The sequence below is a fragment of the Psychrobacter sp. MF31 genome (assembly GCF_012847335.1).
Classification (GTDB): Bacteria; Pseudomonadota; Gammaproteobacteria; order Pseudomonadales; family Moraxellaceae; genus Psychrobacter.
Window position 1 is genome coordinate 1 of record NZ_JABBDX010000007.1, and the last position, 19,392, is coordinate 19,392.

Sequence of the window (19,392 nt, forward strand, 5' to 3'; positions counted from 1 at the left end):
TGCTGACGACAACAGCGCGATGGAACCACCTGATCCCTTCCCGAACTCAGAAGTGAAACGTCGTAGCGCCGATGGTAGTGTGATTCGCTCATGTGAGAGTAGGTCATCGTCAGCTCCTTATTCCAAAAGCCCTCAGCATTAGCTGGGGGCTTTTTTTATGCGTTAATTTTTCTATTTTAATTCGTTGATGTATTTATGCCATACTATTTCATGATTAACGAATAACGATGCCCTGTTTTGTTGATATGGTTATTATAATTGCTGTGATATGCTGATAGTTAACCGCATTTTTTATTTATATATTTTTATCCTATAACAAACATAATAAGTGAGTAAATTTATGAACCTTATCTATATTCATGGTCTAGATAGTGATGCTAACGCGACAAAAGCGCTTTTGTTAGAAGATTACTGCAAAAAATATCATCCTGATATCAACGTATATCGACCCGATTTGAACCAGCCGCCGCAAGTTGTGTTTGATAAGTTATTAAAATTAGTCGCGGCGTTGAGTAAAGACTCTAGCGTGGTATTGGTCGGTAGCTCATTAGGGGGCTATTTTGCAACTTTAGTGAGTAATGAGACGGGCTGTTCTGCGCTACTGGTTAACCCTAGCACCCAGCCGCATTTGACGTTGCAGCGTTTTGATAGTGAAATGAAAGCTGATACTTTGACCTCAGATTTTAACAAGGATAAGGTAATTCATACCACTTCTGGTGGTTGGGAAATTACTAAAGCTGATTTGCAATGGTTTGCGAATCATCCATTATTAGCCGTTGAGAACCCAAGCCAAATTGCAGTGATGCTCAAGCAAGGGGATGAGCTTTTGGATGCCAACTTATCAGCAGCGTTTTATGGTCAGCAAGGCGCGAAAATTATTTTGCAAGATGGCGGCGATCATCGATTTAGCGATTTTGCTGAGCAGTTGCCTTTGGTTTTATCTGAGATTCAAGCATTGGTTAATAAAATGCCAAGCGACACAGTTTGACGCAAAGTTTTAGTGGGTGGCGATAGCGGCATGAATTTTGGTTATAATAGAGCCATGAAATAATTTTTATTTATGCTCAAGGAAGTTGTTGTGAGTCAATATACGACGCAGTCGCTCGAAGTTTTAGAAGGTCTAGATCCGGTTCGCCGCCGTCCAGGAATGTACACCGATACCACGCGCCCCAATCATTTGGCGCAAGAAGTTATTGATAACGCGGTCGATGAAGCGCTTGCTGGGTTTGCCAAAACCATTAAAGTTCAGCTTCATGAAGATGGCTCGCTGTCCGTCGAAGATGACGGTCGCGGTATGCCAACGGACATTCATCCTGAATTTAATCAATCCGGAATTGAGCTGATTTTAACGCGGCTTCATGCCGGTGGTAAGTTTTCAACCTCCAATTATCAAGTTTCAGGCGGTCTTCACGGCGTTGGCATTTCAGTGGTCAACGCGTTATCAAAGCGCGTTGAGGTCACCGTTTGGCGCGATGGCAATCAGTTTGACATGGACTTTGCAAAAGGGGTTCCAACGTCAATTTTAAAGCAGTCGGTCAGCTCAAATAAGCGCAAACGCGGAACGAAGGTGCAATTTTGGGCAGATGAGCAGTTTTTTGATTCCGCTAAATTTAATGTCAAACAGCTCAAGCACAATTTAAAAGCCAAAGCGGTGCTTGCTGCAGGATTAACGATTGAATTTATTGATGATATTCATGATGAAAAGATCGTTTGGCAGTTTGCCGACGGCATGGTTGAGTATTTAAACGAGCAGCTTGATGGGCTTGAGACTTTGCCTGAGCCGCCGTTTTATTATCATTTTGAAGCGAAAGCTGGAGATCGTACGGGGCTTCGCTTTGTTTTATCATGGCTTCCTGAGGGCGGAGCGCCTATTCAAGAAAGTTATGTCAACCTTATCCCGACCGCTCAAGGCGGCACGCACGTCAATGGGCTGCGAACCGGAACATTAGAAGCGCTTCGTGAATTTTGTGATATTCATAATTTATTGCCGCGAAATGTAAAATTGACCGCTGAAGATGTTTGGGATGGGGTAAATTATATTTTATCGCTGACCTTTTCTGAGCCGCAATTTTCTGGGCAAACCAAAGAGCGCTTATCGAGCCGAGAAGCTGCGGGCGCTGTTCAGACGCTTGCCAAAGATGCGTTTAGCCTTTGGCTTAATAAACATGCCGATTTGGGCGCTCAAATTGCAGAACTTGCGATCAATAAAGCCGGTCGACGCTTAAAGTCCGCCAAAAAAGTCGCTCGTAAAAAAATCACCCAAGGTCCTGCGCTTCCTGGAAAGCTTGCGGATTGTCGCGGCGATTTGCGTGATGGCGCGGAGCTGTTTTTGGTGGAAGGGGATTCGGCAGGCGGCAGCGCCAAACAAGCCCGTGATCGTCATTTTCAAGCAATTTTACCGCTTCGTGGTAAGATTTTGAACACTTGGGAAGTGTCCTCCGATACGGTGCTGTCCAGCCAAGAAATTCATGATATTGCCATTGCTATTGGGGTAGATCCGGCGTCTGATGATCTATCCGAGCTGCGTTATGACAAAGTTTGTATTTTAGCGGACGCTGATTCGGACGGGCTGCATATCGCCACTCTAATTTGCGCGCTGTTTGTAAAGCATTTTCCGGCGCTTGTTGAAGCAGGGCATTTATTTGTGGCGATGCCACCGCTTTATCGTATCGATATTGGTCAAAGCGTTCATTATGCGCTCGATGAGGACGAACTTGAGCAGGTCTTAGCAAGCGTTCCCAAAAACAAAAAGGCGCAGATTACCCGTTTTAAAGGTCTTGGAGAGATGAGCGCCGATCAGCTTCGCGAAACCACCATGAATCGCGATACGCGCCGCCTCGTTCAGCTGGATATGGATGACATGGCGGCAACCAGTAGCATGATGGACATGCTGCTTGCCAAAAAACGCGCCAGTGATCGCAAATCTTGGCTTGAGCACAAAGGCAATCTTGCTGATATCGTTTAAGAATGATTTGCTAGATCAAGTTTTAATCACAATGTTAAAAATCATCGTCGCTAATATCAAAGCCGCCATCAACGGGCAAGCTGACGCCTGTAATGGCGGCGGCATCTTGACTGGCTAAAAAGGCAGTCGCCGCCGCAATGGCTTTTGGCGTTGCTGGACAATCCAGTGGCGAAATCGTTGCAAGCGGCGGTTGGTGATCCGCATTTGCGACCAACGCATTAGAATGGACAAGGTTAACGCGAACGCCGTTTTTAGCAAATGACAACGCTAATCTTTGGGTCAAGGTTTGAATGCTGATCTTAGCATCTTGGTAGGCGGCGGATTGATTATTAAAACTGGTTAAAATATTAATAATGCTACCACGGCTTTTTGTAAGCTCGGGCAAAAGCTTTTGGCAAAGCGCTTCAAAGCTTTGGCGGTCGGTTTGGATGGCATGATGCCAGTCATTTTCGGTAGTTTGAGGCGTGCTGCGTACTTCAGCGTTATCTTCAATAGCAAATCCCACTTTATTCACTAAAATATCAATCTTGCCAAAGCGCTGCTTGATTTCTTGAATCATCGTTTGAACTTGGTTTGGATCTTTAATGTCGCAAGTGATGGTTAAATAATTATCGCTTTGAATCCAAGTATTATCATGAGGCAGTTGTTTTGCTGTGCGCGCAAGCTCGTTTGATAAATGCCCAATAAGTACTAAATTTGCGCCTTCACAAGCAAAACGGATGGCAGCGGCTTGACCGATAGTAGATTCCGCACCAATGATAACCACGGTTGATTGCTTAAAGCGCTTCATAATTTTTCATCCTTGATTGTTAGCTTTGATTGTTAAAAGCATATCAAGAGGCACCTAAAAAAGCGAGGGCAGTCAAGTTGTGTAATTGTTGAGATTGGATTGAAGCGTTCTATAAAATGATAGCGGTTTAAATTAAGACAAATTTAGCTACAAAAAAAGACAGCCGAAGCTGCCTTTTTTATCTAAACCATTTTGGTTAAAAAACTTACGACTGAGAGTCATCATCCAATAAATGGTTTAACTCATCGCTCACCTCACGACTGCTAGGGTTAATCGCTGATGGGGTTTGACCCTCGACATGACGATTGCCAAGACTGCTGGTATCAACCGTATCGGTTTTGATATCATGAGCATCAACGCTTGCGGCAGTCGGCGAGGCGCTTCTTGCCGTTGGCGTTACATTAGGCGTGTTGTCGCGAACTGAATCGGCAACTTTATCCATGGTCGTAGTTTTGGTATGGCGCGTGGTATGAACTTTTAAGCCCGTGCGCTCTTCATCCATTTTATCTTGCATTTTACGTAAAAATCTTGCCGCGGCCTCTTGACCGCCAAGACCAAAGGACAAGGCAAAGGCAACTGCAACTGCGCCTAACGTTAAGCCAAAGGCTAAGTTAACGATAGAATCTGCGATTCCCATGGCACGAAGTCCCATGGCAAGCACCAATCCCATGATAAGTACGCGAACGATATTGGCTAAAAATTGTGAGCCTTTTTCTGAGCGCTCAACCACGCCTGCGATAACATTGGCAAGCCAAAAGCCAATAAATAGGATGATGGCGCCCAAGATAATGTTAGCACCAAAGGCAATAAACATACCAATCAAGGCAGAAATCGGCTCAAAGCCAAGCAGATCAGCGGCGGCAATGGCAGCAAACAGCATCGCAAAGAACATGATGGCATGACCGACCAAATCGGCAACCGTTTGATTGCCCATCATTTCTTGTAAGCCGACTTTGGCAGGAAGCTGGTTTAATTGAGTGTTGTTAATCAAGCCTTTGATGATGTCCGCCACCATGCGAACGACATAAAAAGTCACAATCAAAATCGCCGCTGCCATAAAAATATTGGGCAACGCTTCCATGATTTTGTTGAGCATATTGGTGGCTGGGCGGGCAATCACATCCACTTTCAGCGCATTTAATGCAGCAATAATCGTTGGGATAATGACCACTAAAAATGCAAGTGATCCTGCAATATTGGGCACGCTGTTTTGTTCGCTAAGACCAGCTTTTGATGCCAACGCCTGAACATTAAAGGTGGACACCAAATTGGTGACGATACCGCGAACGACTTTGGCGATGATATAGCCCACCACAAAAACGACGCCTGCGATCAAAATGTTCGGGATAAAGCTGAAAATCTTATCAATCATATTGGTAAGCGGGGCAAATAAGCCATTAAGCTGCAACTGACCTAAAACCATCGTCAAAACGACCAGCAAAATGAACCAATATACCATATCAGCAATGGTGCTGCTCATGGGTTTGACGCCCGCTTGAGCGCTTAATTTTTCATCCATCGTGGTTTTTGATAGCGCCGCATTAATCGCCGTTCTTACCACCGTAGCTACCACCCAACCGACGATACCGACTGCAATGGCGCCAATTAGGTTAGGAATAAAGGCAAGCACTTGGTTGACCATATTGGCAAATGGCGTTGAGATGGCGTTTAAATTAAGCTGATTGAGCGCCCCTGAAATGGCAATGATAAAAATAAACCAGAAAATAACTTTAGAAATGATGCCTTCTAAGTCATAAGCTTTTCCGGTGGAGGAATTCATGCGCTCGTTCAGATGAATTTTTGCCAACACGTTTTTCACCAAAGCGGCGATGCCAAGCGCAACCAGCCAGCCGACAATAAAAATTAAAATTGCGCCGATGATCGAGCCGATAGGGCCGCCCAAATAACCATTGAACGGGGTATACATAGGGTTCATGATATCCTCCTTAATAATCATTGCCAGCGTTTATAACTATTATTTCAATAAGCGCTGCAAGAAAAAGGCTGTTTAAGATGTTGTTTTAATTAGAATTGTATTTGAATGGAGATAAGCGCAAATTGGGAAATGAAATTGTATTTTTTACAGTTTTCTTAAAAGGTTAACGTATAAATTTCAAGAAAATTTTGTAAAAAATTACGGAACATTACCAATGACCAGCGCTAATTTAGCTTAACTAATAAGACTTAAAAGTTAAATACAGAAATCTTAACTTATCGCTATAGTTATGTGATAAGTTGTTATTTAAACAGAAGATATTAACAAAGGTTATACATAAGCCGGATAATTTTATTCAATATATAGCCGCTGATTATAAGATTTGCTATGATGAGGGTTAGCTGACCAATCGCAGCTTGGGCGCAAACGCAATTGGTCAATTCAATTTTTTGGCAATTCACCGTAATTGCCATTTATCTGACGACAAACTCCACCTACGATTAAATTAAGTGTTCTAGGCGCTAAGCCTAAGCTTTTATTGAGAGTAATATATGAAAAAAATCACGACGTTGAGCTTAACTGCGCTGGTAAGTGCGATGATCTTAGTTTCAGGTTGCAGCACCAACAATGACGCCAAGCAAACCGCAGCCAAAAGCGTGGCGGTCACCGAACAAAGCCCTGCGACCGAAAAAGTCGGTTATAGCCTAGGCTACATGATGGCTGAAGGCAACAAAGATGCCGTTAAAGATTTAAACCTTGATACCTTTGAAAAAGGCTTTCGTGATGGCTACGAAGGAAAAGAATCGGCGCTAACCCAAGAGCAGATGCAAGAGGTGCTCATGGCGTACCAAAAAGAACAAGAAGAAAAGTTCGTTAAAGACATGCAGTCAAAAGCTGAAGGCAATAAAACCAAAGGTCAAGAATTTTTAGCGCAAAATGCTAAAAAAGAAGGCGTGAAAACGACCGCTTCAGGCTTACAATATAAAGTGATTAAAGAAGGAACGGGCAAATCGCCAAAAGCCACTGACGTTGTTGAAGTCAACTACGAAGGCAAATTGCTTGATGGCACCGTGTTTGATAGCTCGTATGAGCGCGGCGAGCCAATTGAATTCCCACTAAATCAAGTCATTGCAGGCTGGACGGAAGGGCTTCAGCTGATGAAAGAAGGCGGAAAATACGAGTTCTTTATCCCTTCAGATTTGGCGTATGGGGAAGCAGGAAATTCAGGAATTGAGCCAAACAGCACCTTGATTTTTACCGTTGAGCTATTAAAAGTCAAACCTGCTAAGTAAGCTTAGCTTTTTATTTTAAATGTTAAATAAAAAAGCCCTCAAATTGAAGGCTTTTTTATTAAGTCATCGTTAAAAAACCGATTACAGCAGTTTTTCAAAAACTTTTGAGTTGCGACCGTTGTGATACTGCTTTAAGCGCTCAGCTGGCAGGGCAGAAGCATCAACTTCAACAAAACCTTGCTCAACAAACCAATGCGCGGTTCGGGTGGTCAAAACAAACAGCTTTTGTAAACCATGACTTCGGGCTTGCTGCTCTAAAAACGCCAGCAAGTCAGCACCGCGATTGCCTTTTCGGTAGTCGGGATGGACAGCAACGCAAGCCACTTCAGCTGATGTGCTATCGAGTTGGTGCAGGGCGGCGCAGCCTAAAATCATGCCGTCGCGCTCAATGACGCTATAGCGATCGATCTCTTGCTCTAAGCGCTCACGCGAGCGCGGCACTAAAATGCCCTCAGCTTCAAGCGGCGCAAGCAGTTCAGTCAAGCCGACCACATCATCAATTTCGGCGTGGCGAATTTCTTCATAAGGGTCGTGGCTAATGAGCGTTCCTGAGCCATCACGGGTGAACAGCTCCTCAAGTAGCGCGCCGTCTTTGGCGTAAGAGATGATATGCGTTCTGTGAACGCCTTCACGGCAAGCTTTGGCGGCGCAATATAAAAAGTAGTTGATCTCGCAGTTTAAATCGCGGTCGCGTAAAAAGCGGTCGACTTCATTAGGAATCATTTCGCGAAGCAGGCGACCGTTGTCATTGATGCCGGTTTCTTCGCCTAAAAAGATCAGCTTATCGGCGCCTAAAGCCACCGCCGCGCTTAATGCCACATCTTCGCCCAATAAGTTAAAGACCTCACCGGTTGCCGAATAACCCATTGATCCTAAAATGACGATATGGTTGTGCTGCAAGTTATTTTTAATGGCATCAACGTCGATGGCGCGAACTTCACCGGTCATTTGATAATCAACGCCATCGCGAACGCCAAACGGTCTTGCGGTAACAAAGTTTCCTGAAACGGCATCAATTCTTGAGCCAAACATCGGCGAGTTGGCAAGTCCCATGGACAGCTGAGCTTCGATTTGCAGGCGAATGGAGCCGACGGCTTGCAGGATCGCTGGCATGGCTTCGCGCGGGGTGACGCGGATGTCATGATGAAGGGGTGAGGTAATTCCGGTGCCGGTTAGGTTTTTTTCAATTTGCGGTCTTGCGCCATGAACCAAAACCAGCTTGATGCCAAGGCTATGAAGGAGCGCAAAATCGTGAATCAGGTTGCTAAAATTGGGGTGATTGACCGCCTCACCGCCAAACATAATCACGAACGTTTTGCCGCGATGGGTGTTGATATAAGGGGCGGAATTGCGGAACCAATGAACGTAGTCGGGGTTGATTTGGGGCATGGCGTTTGTCATCATAAAAACGGTTAATCACTCAAAAAGCGGGCAAATCAGGCAGCTGCCGCGCAATAAAAAATTGTTGAAGGCTTTTGATTTACCATAGCAAAAAACAGCAAATTGGGCTATCTTTTATTTTAATAAGTAAAGGCATTACCCAACGATTTTGCAAATACATAACGGCAACAAGGCATTAGTATGATGCTAAAGGCTTTTTGTTATGCTAAAGTTTAAGTCACGTTGCTGACTTATCACATTCAAACGATGGTCGCATTTAGCCTGACCAAATCGATCTATTAGGAATTAACCGTATCATGAAAAAACGCAATCCTTTATCTCAGCCGTTCACGAAAGGCAGCGCTCATCGCTTATTTTTTGTCGTCGCAGGAACTTTGATTAGCGCGATGGCGGTCACACAAGCCTCAGCCATGCTGCCAACGCCTGAGCCTGTCATTGACAACCCAGCCGCCGTTCAAGCCGCCAGCAATTCAAACGCCCAAGCCGTTGCCACCAAAATTACCGCGTCTTTATTAAGCGTTGATGCCAATGGTCGTGAAACGCTCGTTCCGGTGACCGCAAGCACACGATTGCAAGCGGGAAATATCATTGAATATCAAGGCTATTTTACCAATACCAATCCTGATCGCGTTCGCAAAATGACGGTGACCATGAGCATCCCTGAGCAGGTCGAATTGCTGGGTAATGTCAGCCCTGATTTTGCCTTTGCCAGCACAGACAGTGCAAACTTTGCCCGAATGCCGCTTCGTGGTCAAGTCAACGGTCAAACTCAAGAAATCCCGCTGCAATATTACCAAGCGCTGCGTTGGGATTTAGAAGGTGTTGGATTGAACGATACGGTCATGGTGAAATACCGCGCCCGCGTGAAATAATCGCGATTAAAACTTAGGTTAAAAAAAGCGCTTGGTCACCTTGTCACAAGCGCTTTTTTTATTAAGGCATCGTTTTGGGGTAATTTGCAATGAGCTTTTGAATGTCAGGAAGTTTTGCCAAGGTAGCTTTTTCGCCCTCATGGATTAACGCGGCGCGCTCGCGGGTATCGACAAAGCTTATTTGACCGACCTCAGGGATAATCAGCACATCAGCGCGCAAAGCTTCGCGGGTGATGGGCGCGTTTGGTGCCGCTGTTGCATTAGCATGATTGACCGCCGCTTTATTTATGTTTTTATCGATCGCCGCGCCATTTTGCAATGGGCGATAAAGTCCGCTGGCGATACTTTGCTCAAACAATCCCCAAAAGCTGGCTAACGATTTAATATCGATGGGTTGACCGTTTTTTAGTTTTGCCAATTGCGCTTGAGTTTCTATAGGCGGTTTTGCGGCGGTGACATCCACGGCAATTACGATATCTGCGCCCAAATCACGAGCGCTATCGACGGGAACGAGGCTTGATACGCCGCCATCGATGTATTTTTTACCTACTTTTTCGGGAATTCTCGGGGCGATAAACAGATTTGGAACACTGCAAGACGCTTGAACGGCAAGCCCTGCGTCTCCAAAATCCAGCACCGTTTTTGCTAAAGTATCGCGCTCAGTGGCAAGGGCGGCAAACTTAATGGGAAAGGCTTCTATCGGTCGGTTATTGACTTGTTTATTGATAAAGTTTTTTAATTTAATCCCTTCAACAAAGCCTTGGTTGGAAAAGGTAAAATCCATAAGGGCGCTGTCGGGCGTGGCAATCGTGACTTTTTTTAACTGATCCACGCTCATGCCGCTGGCGTAAAGGCTGCCAACTAAACTGCCCATGCTGGTGCCAACGATGATGTCGGGCTTGATGCCATTGTCCTCAAGCGCTTTGATGACGCCGACATGAGCAATGCCTTTTGCCGCGCCGCCACCTAAAACTAAAGCAACTTTTGGGGTTTTAGAGGCGGGCGCAGCAAGCGGCTGGCTTGGCGGTGAGCTTTGGCAAGCGCTGGTGGTCAGGACGCTAAACGTAATAATCAGGGCAGTAGTAAAGCGCGAAAACGCCATTTGAGCAGAAAACATCATAAAAAACTCAGTAAATTGTGAATAAACCCAAGACCTTAAGCTAAAAAAGCACCATTGAGGTCTAAAGCGGTCATTTATAGACGCATGATTACTAAATTGCCTCTCATAATCAAGCGATTTGTCAGCTATAATGAATTCGATAAGCTGTTGATTATAGGGCGTTAACCAATTAATTTTATGAATTTAAGGTGAGTAAATGCCAGCGGCAACCTTTTCGTCTTCTCGATTGCAATCACCGCAAGCTTTTGATTTGCCCGTGACGGCGCTGGCGGGCGTTGGCGCGAAAGTTGCTGATCAGTTGGCGCAGCTGAACATCAATCGTGTGTTTGATTTGCTGCTGCATTTGCCGCGTGATTATGAAGACCGCAGCCGTCAGGTGATGATTGAGGACACCACGCACGGTCAATCAGCGCTGATTGTGGCGCGCGTTGTTCACGTTGAGCAAAAAAGTGGCGGTTTAACTGTCATCGTCGATGATGGTACAGGCGCGCTTGGGCTGCGGTTTTTCAAAGCGTATCCAAGTTTACTGCAAACCATGAGTTTGGGCGCGCGATTGCAACTGTTTGGCGAAATCAAAATCAGCCGTTATGGCAGGCAGCTGCATCACCCTGAATATCAAGTAATGAGTGAAAATCAGCCGCTGGTCAATTCAGGACTTCAGCCCATTTACCCCACGGTCAAAGGGCTTCATCAAAACAAACTGCGGACGCTGATTAAGCTTGCGCTGCAAACTGTTCGCCAAGAAGCGCTGCCGATGACGCTATTTACCAAAGCTGATTTTGAGGTGGTGGCAGATTTGCCATTAACCAAGCCGCAAGATGGAACGGTAAGCGAGGATAATCCGGTCAGCCTCATGATGACCCAAGATTTATTTTTAAGCCAACATGGCGCGGACAAACGCTCGCCCAATGAGCGCGCCTGCTTTCATGCAGCGCAAAGCCCGTTTAATTTGACGATTTTTGAGGCGCTGGTGCTGCTGCACACGCCGCCGCTTTATACCGATATTAACAAGCAGTTTGAACTTTTAAATCAACTGCTTGAGCGCTCGCATGCTGCTTGTCAGCGCTTAATTATTGAGGAGCTGACCGCGCATCAATTAAGCTTGCTGTATCGCCGCGAGCAGCTGCACCAGTTTAAGGCGCCAAAATGCAATAGCGATAGCCCCCTTTTCCAAAAGCTATTAAGCAATTTACCCTTTGCGTTAACGGGCGCGCAATCAAGAGTTATTGGGGATATCAGCCGTGATTTGGCAACCTCCATCCCCATGCTCAGGCTGATTCAAGGCGATGTTGGCGCAGGCAAAACGTTGGTTGCCGCCGCCGCCGCTTGTTTTGCCTTAGATAGTGGCTGGCAAGTGGCGATTATGGCGCCGACTGAGATTTTAGCCGAGCAGCATTTATTGAATTTTAAGCAGTGGTTTGCGCCATTAGGCATTGGTGTGGGCTGGCTTGCCGGAAAGCAAACGGCGCGCGAGCGAAAAGAGGCGCTGACGGCTATTATTGAAAACGATGTTCAAATCGTGGTCGGAACCCATGCGCTATTTCAAGAGCAGGTTCAGTTTGCCAAATTGGGACTGGTCATTATTGACGAGCAGCACCGCTTTGGCGTTGAGCAACGAATGGCGCTTGCCAATAAAGGCGTTGCTGGCAGCACCCCGCATCAGCTGATTATGACCGCAACACCGATTCCGAGGACGCTTGCGATGAGCGTTTTTGGGGATATGGACACCTCGATCATTGATGAGCTGCCACCCGGTCGAACGCCCATTACCACGGTGATGGTGGATCGCAATCGCCGCGATGAGGTCATTGAGCGCATTGCGGTGAACTGTGCGGCAGGTCGGCAAGCGTACTGGGTTTGCCCGCTAGTTGAGGAGTCGACCGCTTTGGATGCTCAAGCGGCTGAGGCAACCTTCGCTGATTTAAATGAGCGTTTAAACATTAATATCGGTCTGGTTCATGGCAAAATGAAACCGGCAGAAAAACAAGCAGTCATGCAGGATTTTAAATCAGGAGCGCTTGATTTGCTGGTAGCTACCACTGTGATTGAGGTTGGCGTTGACGTTCCTAATGCGTCTTTAATGGTCATTGAAAACGCTGAGCGCCTAGGGCTATCACAATTGCATCAGCTTCGCGGTCGTGTGGGTCGCGGCGCCGCAAAAAGCTTTTGCGTGCTGCTTTATCAGTCGCCTTTGTCGGAAACCGGCATTGAGCGCTTAAACGTGCTTCGTGACAGCACTGACGGCTTTGTCATTGCCGAAAAAGACTTGGCACTTCGCGGCCCGGGTGAACTTTTGGGAAAACGGCAAACCGGAAATGTCGATTATTACTTAGCGGATTTGGCGCGCGATGAGTGCTTGATTGCCATTGCCCAAAAATTGGCGGTGCATTTAATCAAAGACAAATCGCGAAAAGCAGATGTGAGCCGCTTGATTGCGCGCTGGATGCCCAAAGCCCACCAATATACCAATGCTTAAAATATCAACGCTAACCATCAACAACTAAAATATTGTAAAAATTGAAACACTGACAATGAGACCATTATGAGTAATGCCAATTTGCCTGAGGACAAACCCACTTTACCTGAGGAGGAGGTGGCGCAATTGCCGCCAAAAAACGTTGAGTTGCCAAATACCGAGCCGCTTGAGGTTCCGCCGTACCGTCAACCCGCGCAGGCTAAGAAAAACTTTTCCAACAACTGGTTTTGGCTTGCTGCTGCCATGGTTGCGATGCTGGCAATCGGCATTTTTTTTGGCAAATACTTGGGTAAAAATGACGATAATGCGCCTAAAGCAACGGCTACTCCCAACCAATCCGCGCCTGCTAGTGAAGCGTTGACCACCAACACCGAAGCCACGGCTGACGAGGCGGTGCTTTCGGTCGAAGCGATCAGCCCAAGTTTGGATAGTGTTGGCAGCACCTTAAGCGCGGATGGCACGATTGAACCTAAAGAAATCGCCAATGTGAGCGCCAAAGTCAGCGGCGTTGCCATTGAGCGCATTTTGGTTGAAGAAGGTCAAAGCGTCAAAGCCGGTCAAGTCTTGGCGATTTTTGATACCGACGCCATGAAGCAGCAAGTACTGCAAGCTGAAGCGGACGTTTCCGAAGCCGAAGCCACCCTTGCCAATGCCAAAACCGATGCCGCTCGCGTGTTACCGCTGCTTGAAATTGATGCGATCAGCCGCCAAGAAGCCGACCGCTATCGAACCCAGCAAGTCCAAGCAGAAGCAATGCTGCAATCCGCGCGAGCACGGCTCAACGCTCAGCGCCTAGCGGTGAATAACGCTCAAGTGGTCGCGCCGGTGTCCGGTGTCATCAGCGAAAAAATCGCCGAAGTCGGCATGGTTGCCGGTGGTGATCCGCTATTTACCATTATTAAAGATGGCAAACTTGAATGGCATGCCGATATTGACCCCAAACAAGTCGGTGAGGTCAAAGTTGGTACGGCGGTCAAAGTCAGCTTGCCGAACAACCAATCGGTCATGGGCGAAGTTCGTAAAATTGCCCCAACGGCGGACAACAACCGCAAAATCACCATCTTTGCCACGCTTGCTCAAAGTAATTCCGCCCGAGCTGGCATGTACCAAAAAGGCGAGTTTTTATTGGGAAATGATCAGCTGCAAACCGTACCAAACAGCGCGATTGTCAGCAATGATGGCTACGATTACGTCATGCTCATCACCGATATTAAAGAGATTGATGGCAAAAAATTAGGAAAAATCGTTCAAGAAAAAGTGACCGTTGGCGAGCATTTGGGCGATAAAGTCAGCCTAACCACCCCAATTGATGCCAAAAGCCAACTCGTCAAGCAAGGCGGCAGCTTTTTAAATGATGGCGATATCGTCCGTTTGGTTGCGCCTGATGACCAAACGGCGCCAAAAAAGGTCACCTCATGATGAACTTTTCGGCGTATTCCATTAAAAATCCGCTCGTCGCGATTTTACTGTTTGTCTTATTAACCATGGGCGGGCTGTTTGGCTTTCATCAAATGAAAGTTCAGCAGTTCCCCGATATTGACTTGCCTGCCGTGGTGGTCACAGTCACTTTACCGGGCGCGGCGCCCTTTCAGCTTGAAAATGACGTTGCTAAAAAAATCGAAAACCGCTTAACCAGCATCACTGGCATCAAGCACATCACCAGCACCCTGCAAACGGGCGCGGCAACGATCGTGACGGAGTTTGTCCTTGATAAAGACATTCAAGAAGCGGTCGATGATGTTCGCTCCGCCGTTGGCGAAGTTCGTGGTGATTTGCCCGCCGCCGCCAACGACCCAATTATCACTAAAGTATCGACCTCAGGGTTTCCAGTCGTCACTTATTCGGTGACCGGCGACAACATGAGCGTTGAGGACTTGTCTTGGTTTGTCGATGACACCATCACCAAGCGCTTATCGGACATCAAAGGCGTCGGTGCGATCAGCCGAATCGGTGGTCTTGAGCGACAAATTACCGTGGCGGCTGACCCGATTGCCTTAAGCGGTCTTGAATTTCCCATTTCGCAGTTGTCGCAGCAAATCAGCGGCATTCAGCAAGACAGCTCAGGCGGTGAAGCGGAAGTGGGCAACACCACCCAAACCATCCGCGTGTTAGGCGCGGTTGAGCGCGCCCGCGAGCTGAACGACTTGCAAATCGCCATTCCAACGGGCGGCACGCAAGCGCTTGGTCGAATGGCGCAAGTGACCGATGGCGCAGCTGACCCAAGCTCGGTGGCTAAATTGGACGGTCAAACGGTGGTTGCCTTTAACATCAGCCGATCGCGCGGCGCCAGTGAAGTTGAGGTTAATAAACTGGTCGATATTGAGCTTGCCAAGCTTGAGCGCGAAATGGGTAAAATTAAAATCGAAAAGGTTTATGACCGCGCAACGCCCGTCGCCGAAGACTACCAAGCCTCGCTACGAATGCTGATCGAAGGCGGTATTTTGGCGGTCGTCGTAGTATTTTTATTTTTGCGCAATATCCGAGCGACCATTGTTGCCGCGGTGGCGCTGCCATTGTCGGTCATCCCAACATTTTTGGGAATGTATCTGTTCGATTTTAGCTTAAATATTATCTCGCTGTTAGCGCTGTCGTTAGTCATTGGCGTGTTGGTTGATGATGCGATTGTCGAAGTTGAAAACATCATCCGCCATTTACGAATGGGAAAATCGCCGTATGAAGCAGCAATGGAAGCGGCGGACGAAATTGGTCTGGCGGTGATTGCCACCACGTTTACTTTGATTGCGGTGTTTTTACCGACCGCCTTTATGAGCGGCATTGTTGGTCAGTTTTTTCGGCAGTTTGGTTGGACAGCGGCGATGGCAATTTTTGCCTCGCTGTTGGTGGCGCGACTGGTGACGCCCATGATGGCGGCGTATATTTTGCGACCCGAAAAGCCGCGAGCTGAAAAGCGCAGCCGCGTGATGGAGGGCTACCTAAAGTTGGTGGCTTGGACACTGCGCTTTCGCTGGTTGACCATTGGCGTGACATTGCTGCTTTTTATTGCCTCATTAAGCTTGGTCAAACTGTTACCGACCGCCTTTATTCCGGACAATGATATTGACCAAACCCGCGTTGAAATTGAGCTGACGCCCGATGTTGAGCTTGCTGATACCGAACGGGTGACCCAATTAGCAGCGGCTAAAATTGCTAAGTTGCCTGCCGTTCGCCATATTTTTTCCTCTGTTGGCGAAGGTCAAGCGTCGATGGGGTCAGATTCAAGCGGCGGTAAATCTAAAAATATCGCAGGGCTGGATATCGTTCTTGCGCCAAGAGCCGAGCGCGCCTCTAAATCCGAAGTCGAGCAGCAAATCAGCGCCATTGTTGCGGACGTTCCAAGCGCGCGCTTTACCGTTGGCTTATCCAGTGGCGGCGAGTCGGGGTATAACTTTTCATTGACCAGCAGCAACCCGCGCGTTCTTGAGCAAACGGTTCAAAAACTGATGAGCGAAATTCGAAAACTGCCGCAAGCAGGCGATGTAACCAGCGATCGCAGCTTACCGCGACCTGAACTTGCGGTCAAACCTGACCGCCTTGCGATGGCAGATTTTGGCGTGACCACCCAAGATGTGGCGACCACCTTGCGAATTGCAACCGTGGGCGATTACGAGCAAAGCCTATCGAAGCTCAATCTTGACTCGCGGCAAATCCCAATTGTGGTTCGCCTGCCGGATATCGCCAAGCAAAATATCAATCAGTTAGAAGCGCTTTATGTGCCAAGCGCTCGTCCGCAAGGTCAAGGCGTCCGCGTCGGCGACGTGGCGGATTTAAGCTTTGGTACAGGGCCTGCTCAAATCAAACGGCTAGACCGTGAGCGCGCCATCAGCATCACCGTTCAGCCATCAGGCGGCGAGCTTGGCGACTTGGTCACGGCGGTAAAAGCGCTGCCAACCATGCAAAATCTGCCGGCAAGCCTTAGTCTTATTGAACAAGGTCAAGCAGAAAACATGGCAGAGCTGTTTACCGGCTTTGTGGTTGCCATGTCAGTGGGGATTGTTTGTATTTTGGGCGTGCTGATTTTGCTCTTTGGGCGCTTACTTCAGCCGTTTACTATTTTGATGGCGCTGCCACTGTCCATTGGCGGTGCGTTTGCAGGGCTGGTATTGACGGGCAGCAGCTTATCGATGCCCTCGATGATTGGTTTTATTATGCTCATGGGAATCGCAACCAAAAACTCCATTTTGCTTGTTGATTATGCGCTTATTGCTCAGCGCAGGGGTCTGCCGCGCTTTGAGGCGATCATGGATTCTTGTAAAAAGCGCGCCCGACCTATCATCATGACCAGCATTGCGATGGGCGCGGGAATGATGCCACTGGTGCTTGGTTGGGGGGAAGCTGACCCGACGTTTCGCAGACCAATGGCGGCCGCCGTCCTTGGTGGATTGGTCACCTCAACGCTGCTGAGCTTGATTGTCATTCCGGTGATTTATATTTTAATGGATGACTTATCCAATTGGTTTGCTAAATGGCTGGTGCCGCATGGGAAGCATAAGACAGAAATTAAGCATTAAAAATTTGCCAATATAACAAAAAGCCCTTATACTAAAATAAGGGTTTTTTTATAAAAAATATAATTAAATCAAGGACTTATATCATTCAACCGTAACCGATTTTGCGAGGTTCCGAGGCTGATCCACATCCGTTCCGCGCATGACCGCAACGTGGTAGGACAGCAGCTGAACCGGAACGCTATAAACAATCGGCGCTAAAGTTTCGCAAACGTCAGGGACACTGACCACATGGGTGCGCTCATCGGCGCTCATTTGGCTGCTTTCACTGGCAAACACAAACAGCTCACCGTGACGGGCGTGAACTTCTTGCATGTTGGCTTTGAGCTTATCAAACATACTGTCTTTTGGCGCAAGAACCACAATCGGCATGTCTTTATCAACCAAGGCTAGCGGACCATGTTTCAGCTCTCCTGCTGCATAGCCTTCAGCGTGGATATAAGAGATTTCTTTAAGTTTGAGCGCGCCTTCTAAGGCGATCGGGAACTGCAAACCGCGACCTAAAAACAAGCAGCTTTTTTTATCTTCAAAGCGCTCGCTCATTTCTTGAATGGCGCCGTCTAAATGCAGGCTTGCATACAACTGCCCAGGTAGCTCTTGAATTTGAGCAAGTAGCGTCGTTAAAATATCGGGTTGAATGCGCTCTTGGGTGACGCCAATTTTCAGCACCAATAGCATGAGCGCTGCCAATTGCGTGGTAAACGCTTTGGTTGAGGCAACGCCAATCTCAGGACCTGCAAGCGTTGGCAAAAAGATATCCGTTTCACGAACTAACGAGGACGTTGCAACGTTACAAAGCGCTAGCGTGACTAAGCCTTCAGGCTCTTGGCTTTGAATATCGCGAAGCGCAGATAAGGTGTCCGCCGTTTCACCCGATTGTGAAATGCAAATCACCAGCGAGTGATCAACGACTACCGGATTGCGGTAGCGAAACTCGCTTGCCACTTCCACCGAGCAAGGCAGTCGCGTTAGATTTTCAAACCAATATTTTGCCACAAGTCCTGCGTGGTAACTGGTGCCGCAAGCAATGACTTGGATATGGCGAACGCCTTTGAGCGCGGCTTCATGACGCTGCAAAAAGTCCGCGCGAAGCTGCTCCGTGTTGCCATTATCGATTCCCATTTCAAGCGTTTTGGCGACGGCATCCGGCTGCTCGTAAATTTCTTTAAGCATATAATGTTTAAATTCGCCTTTATCGGCGTTGTGCTGTTTGGCATCAATTTCATGGATTTTGCGGGTCACTTTTTGACCATCAGCAAAGACTTCAATGCCATGACGGGTGAGTTTGGCAATGTCGCCTTCTTCTAAATACATAAAACGGTTGGTAACTGGAAGTAATGCCAACTGGTCGGAGGCGATAAAGTTCTCACCAATCCCAACGCCAATGACCAAGGGTGATCCCAAACGAACGGTAATCAGTTCCTCTGGGCAATCGACGTGAATAATCCCTAAGGCAAATGCGCCATGAAGTCTTGGAATCACCGCGCGAACGGCTTCTAGCAAATCAGGATTTTGCTTATAAAGGTCGTGGATTAAATGAGCGACCACTTCGGTATCGGTTTGCGAAGTGAACGTATAGCCTTTGGCAATCAGCTCATCTTTAAGCTCGCTATAGTTTTCAACGATGCCATTGTGAACGACGGCGATTTTGCCCGACACGTGCGGATGGGCATTTTTTTGCGCAGGCTCGCCGTGGGTTGCCCAGCGCGTGTGCGCAATACCGATATGACCGTTAAAAAACTCAGGATTTTCGTTTACCGCATCGACCAACGCTTGAACTTTTCCCACTTGGCGTTCACGGTGCAGCTCGCCATTTTGAATGACGCTGAGTCCCGCTGAGTCATAGCCGCGGTATTCTAAGCGCTTAAGACCTTCTAATAAAATATTGGCGATATTGCGCTCAGCAACTGCTCCGACGATTCCACACATGGCTTATCCTTAATAGCTTTCATTAAATAGGGGTAATCACTTTAATGCGTTTTTAGGCACTAAAGCTTAATCGCTAACCTAGCGTTTATAAACAATTAAGCAGCCC

12 protein-coding genes and 1 rRNA gene are annotated in these 19,392 nt (G+C 47.5%); 8 read left to right on the plus strand and 5 right to left on the minus strand.

All coding sequences use genetic code 11. The annotated features are described in order from the left end of the window. Position 1 precedes the first annotated feature (1 nt). The 3 genes from rrf (at position 2) to parE (ending at position 2,965) form a co-directional block, all read left to right on the plus strand. Positions 2-115 (plus strand): 5S ribosomal RNA (gene rrf / locus HF322_RS09460). A 225-nt stretch (positions 116-340) separates the two neighbouring features. After that, a complete protein-coding gene (locus HF322_RS09465; RefSeq protein WP_169393208.1) occupies positions 341-988 on the plus strand; it encodes a YqiA/YcfP family alpha/beta fold hydrolase in 648 nt (215 codons plus the stop codon). Positions 989-1,078: 90 nt separating this feature from the next. Continuing rightward, a complete protein-coding gene (parE, locus tag HF322_RS09470; RefSeq protein WP_169393209.1) occupies positions 1,079-2,965 on the plus strand; it encodes a DNA topoisomerase IV subunit B in 1,887 nt (628 codons plus the stop codon). A 34-nt stretch (positions 2,966-2,999) separates the two neighbouring features. Here parE and HF322_RS09475 read toward each other — a convergent pair whose 3' ends face one another. Then, complete coding sequence (locus tag HF322_RS09475) at positions 3,000-3,755, minus strand: SDR family NAD(P)-dependent oxidoreductase (RefSeq protein WP_169393210.1); 756 nt, start codon at positions 3,753-3,755, stop codon at positions 3,000-3,002. Between the two features lie 205 nt (positions 3,756-3,960). Continuing rightward, on the minus strand, positions 3,961-5,691 hold the full coding sequence (locus HF322_RS09480; RefSeq protein WP_169393211.1) for a mechanosensitive ion channel: 1,731 nt from the start codon (positions 5,689-5,691) through the stop codon (positions 3,961-3,963). A 551-nt stretch (positions 5,692-6,242) separates the two neighbouring features. On the opposite strand from HF322_RS09480, the gene HF322_RS09485 reads away from it, so the two are divergent. Further along, the gene (locus HF322_RS09485; RefSeq protein WP_169393212.1) at positions 6,243-6,983 is read left to right on the plus strand and encodes an FKBP-type peptidyl-prolyl cis-trans isomerase; all 741 of its coding nucleotides are present in this window, start codon (positions 6,243-6,245) and stop codon (positions 6,981-6,983) included. Between the two features lie 81 nt (positions 6,984-7,064). On the opposite strand, the gene argA is transcribed toward HF322_RS09485, so the two are convergent. Further along, positions 7,065-8,387: an amino-acid N-acetyltransferase gene (gene argA / locus HF322_RS09490; RefSeq protein ID WP_169393213.1), complete on the minus strand. Its 1,323-nt coding sequence runs from the start codon at positions 8,385-8,387 to the stop codon at positions 7,065-7,067. Positions 8,388-8,680: 293 nt separating this feature from the next. On the opposite strand from argA, the gene HF322_RS09495 reads away from it, so the two are divergent. After that, positions 8,681-9,256, plus strand: coding sequence for a hypothetical protein (locus HF322_RS09495; protein ID WP_169393214.1), 576 nt, complete (start codon positions 8,681-8,683; stop codon positions 9,254-9,256). A 61-nt stretch (positions 9,257-9,317) separates the two neighbouring features. Here the strand turns inward: HF322_RS09495 and HF322_RS09500 are convergent, their stop codons facing one another. Continuing rightward, positions 9,318-10,376, minus strand: a complete 1,059-nt coding sequence (locus HF322_RS09500; protein ID WP_169393215.1) for a patatin-like phospholipase family protein — start codon at positions 10,374-10,376, stop codon at positions 9,318-9,320. A 196-nt stretch (positions 10,377-10,572) separates the two neighbouring features. Between HF322_RS09500 and recG the strand changes: the two genes are divergently transcribed. From recG to HF322_RS09515, 3 genes are all read left to right on the plus strand, one after another. Further along, the gene (gene recG, locus HF322_RS09505) at positions 10,573-12,852 is read left to right on the plus strand and encodes an ATP-dependent DNA helicase RecG (protein WP_169393216.1); all 2,280 of its coding nucleotides are present in this window, start codon (positions 10,573-10,575) and stop codon (positions 12,850-12,852) included. 66 nt (positions 12,853-12,918) lie between these two features. After that, entirely contained in the window at positions 12,919-14,271 is a 1,353-nt protein-coding gene (locus tag HF322_RS09510) for an efflux RND transporter periplasmic adaptor subunit (protein WP_169393217.1), read from the plus strand. Further along, positions 14,271-17,360, plus strand: coding sequence for an efflux RND transporter permease subunit (locus tag HF322_RS09515; protein WP_169393326.1), 3,090 nt, complete (start codon positions 14,271-14,273; stop codon positions 17,358-17,360). The genes HF322_RS09510 and HF322_RS09515 overlap by 1 nt, the downstream gene beginning before the upstream one ends. An 81-nt stretch (positions 17,361-17,441) precedes the next feature. Here HF322_RS09515 and glmS read toward each other — a convergent pair whose 3' ends face one another. Further along, positions 17,442-19,286 (minus strand): glutamine--fructose-6-phosphate transaminase (isomerizing), encoded by a 1,845-nt coding sequence (gene glmS / locus HF322_RS09520; protein ID WP_169393218.1) that lies wholly within the window; start codon positions 19,284-19,286, stop codon positions 17,442-17,444. Positions 19,287-19,392 lie beyond the last annotated feature (106 nt).

Coding starts and splice junctions, on each gene's coding strand:
- HF322_RS09465 (WP_169393208.1), top strand. CDS start 341: ATGAACCTTATCTATATTCATGGTCTAGATAGTGATGCTAACGCGACA.
- HF322_RS09475 (WP_169393210.1), bottom strand. CDS start 3,755: ATGAAGCGCTTTAAGCAATCAACCGTGGTTATCATTGGTGCGGAATCT.
- HF322_RS09480 (WP_169393211.1), bottom strand. CDS start 5,691: ATGAACCCTATGTATACCCCGTTCAATGGTTATTTGGGCGGCCCTATC.
- HF322_RS09485 (WP_169393212.1), top strand. CDS start 6,243: ATGAAAAAAATCACGACGTTGAGCTTAACTGCGCTGGTAAGTGCGATG.
- argA (WP_169393213.1), bottom strand. CDS start 8,387: ATGATGACAAACGCCATGCCCCAAATCAACCCCGACTACGTTCATTGG.
- HF322_RS09495 (WP_169393214.1), top strand. CDS start 8,681: ATGAAAAAACGCAATCCTTTATCTCAGCCGTTCACGAAAGGCAGCGCT.
- HF322_RS09500 (WP_169393215.1), bottom strand. CDS start 10,376: ATGATGTTTTCTGCTCAAATGGCGTTTTCGCGCTTTACTACTGCCCTG.
- recG (WP_169393216.1), top strand. CDS start 10,573: ATGCCAGCGGCAACCTTTTCGTCTTCTCGATTGCAATCACCGCAAGCT.
- HF322_RS09510 (WP_169393217.1), top strand. CDS start 12,919: ATGAGTAATGCCAATTTGCCTGAGGACAAACCCACTTTACCTGAGGAG.
- HF322_RS09515 (WP_169393326.1), top strand. CDS start 14,271: ATGAACTTTTCGGCGTATTCCATTAAAAATCCGCTCGTCGCGATTTTA.
- glmS (WP_169393218.1), bottom strand. CDS start 19,286: ATGTGTGGAATCGTCGGAGCAGTTGCTGAGCGCAATATCGCCAATATT.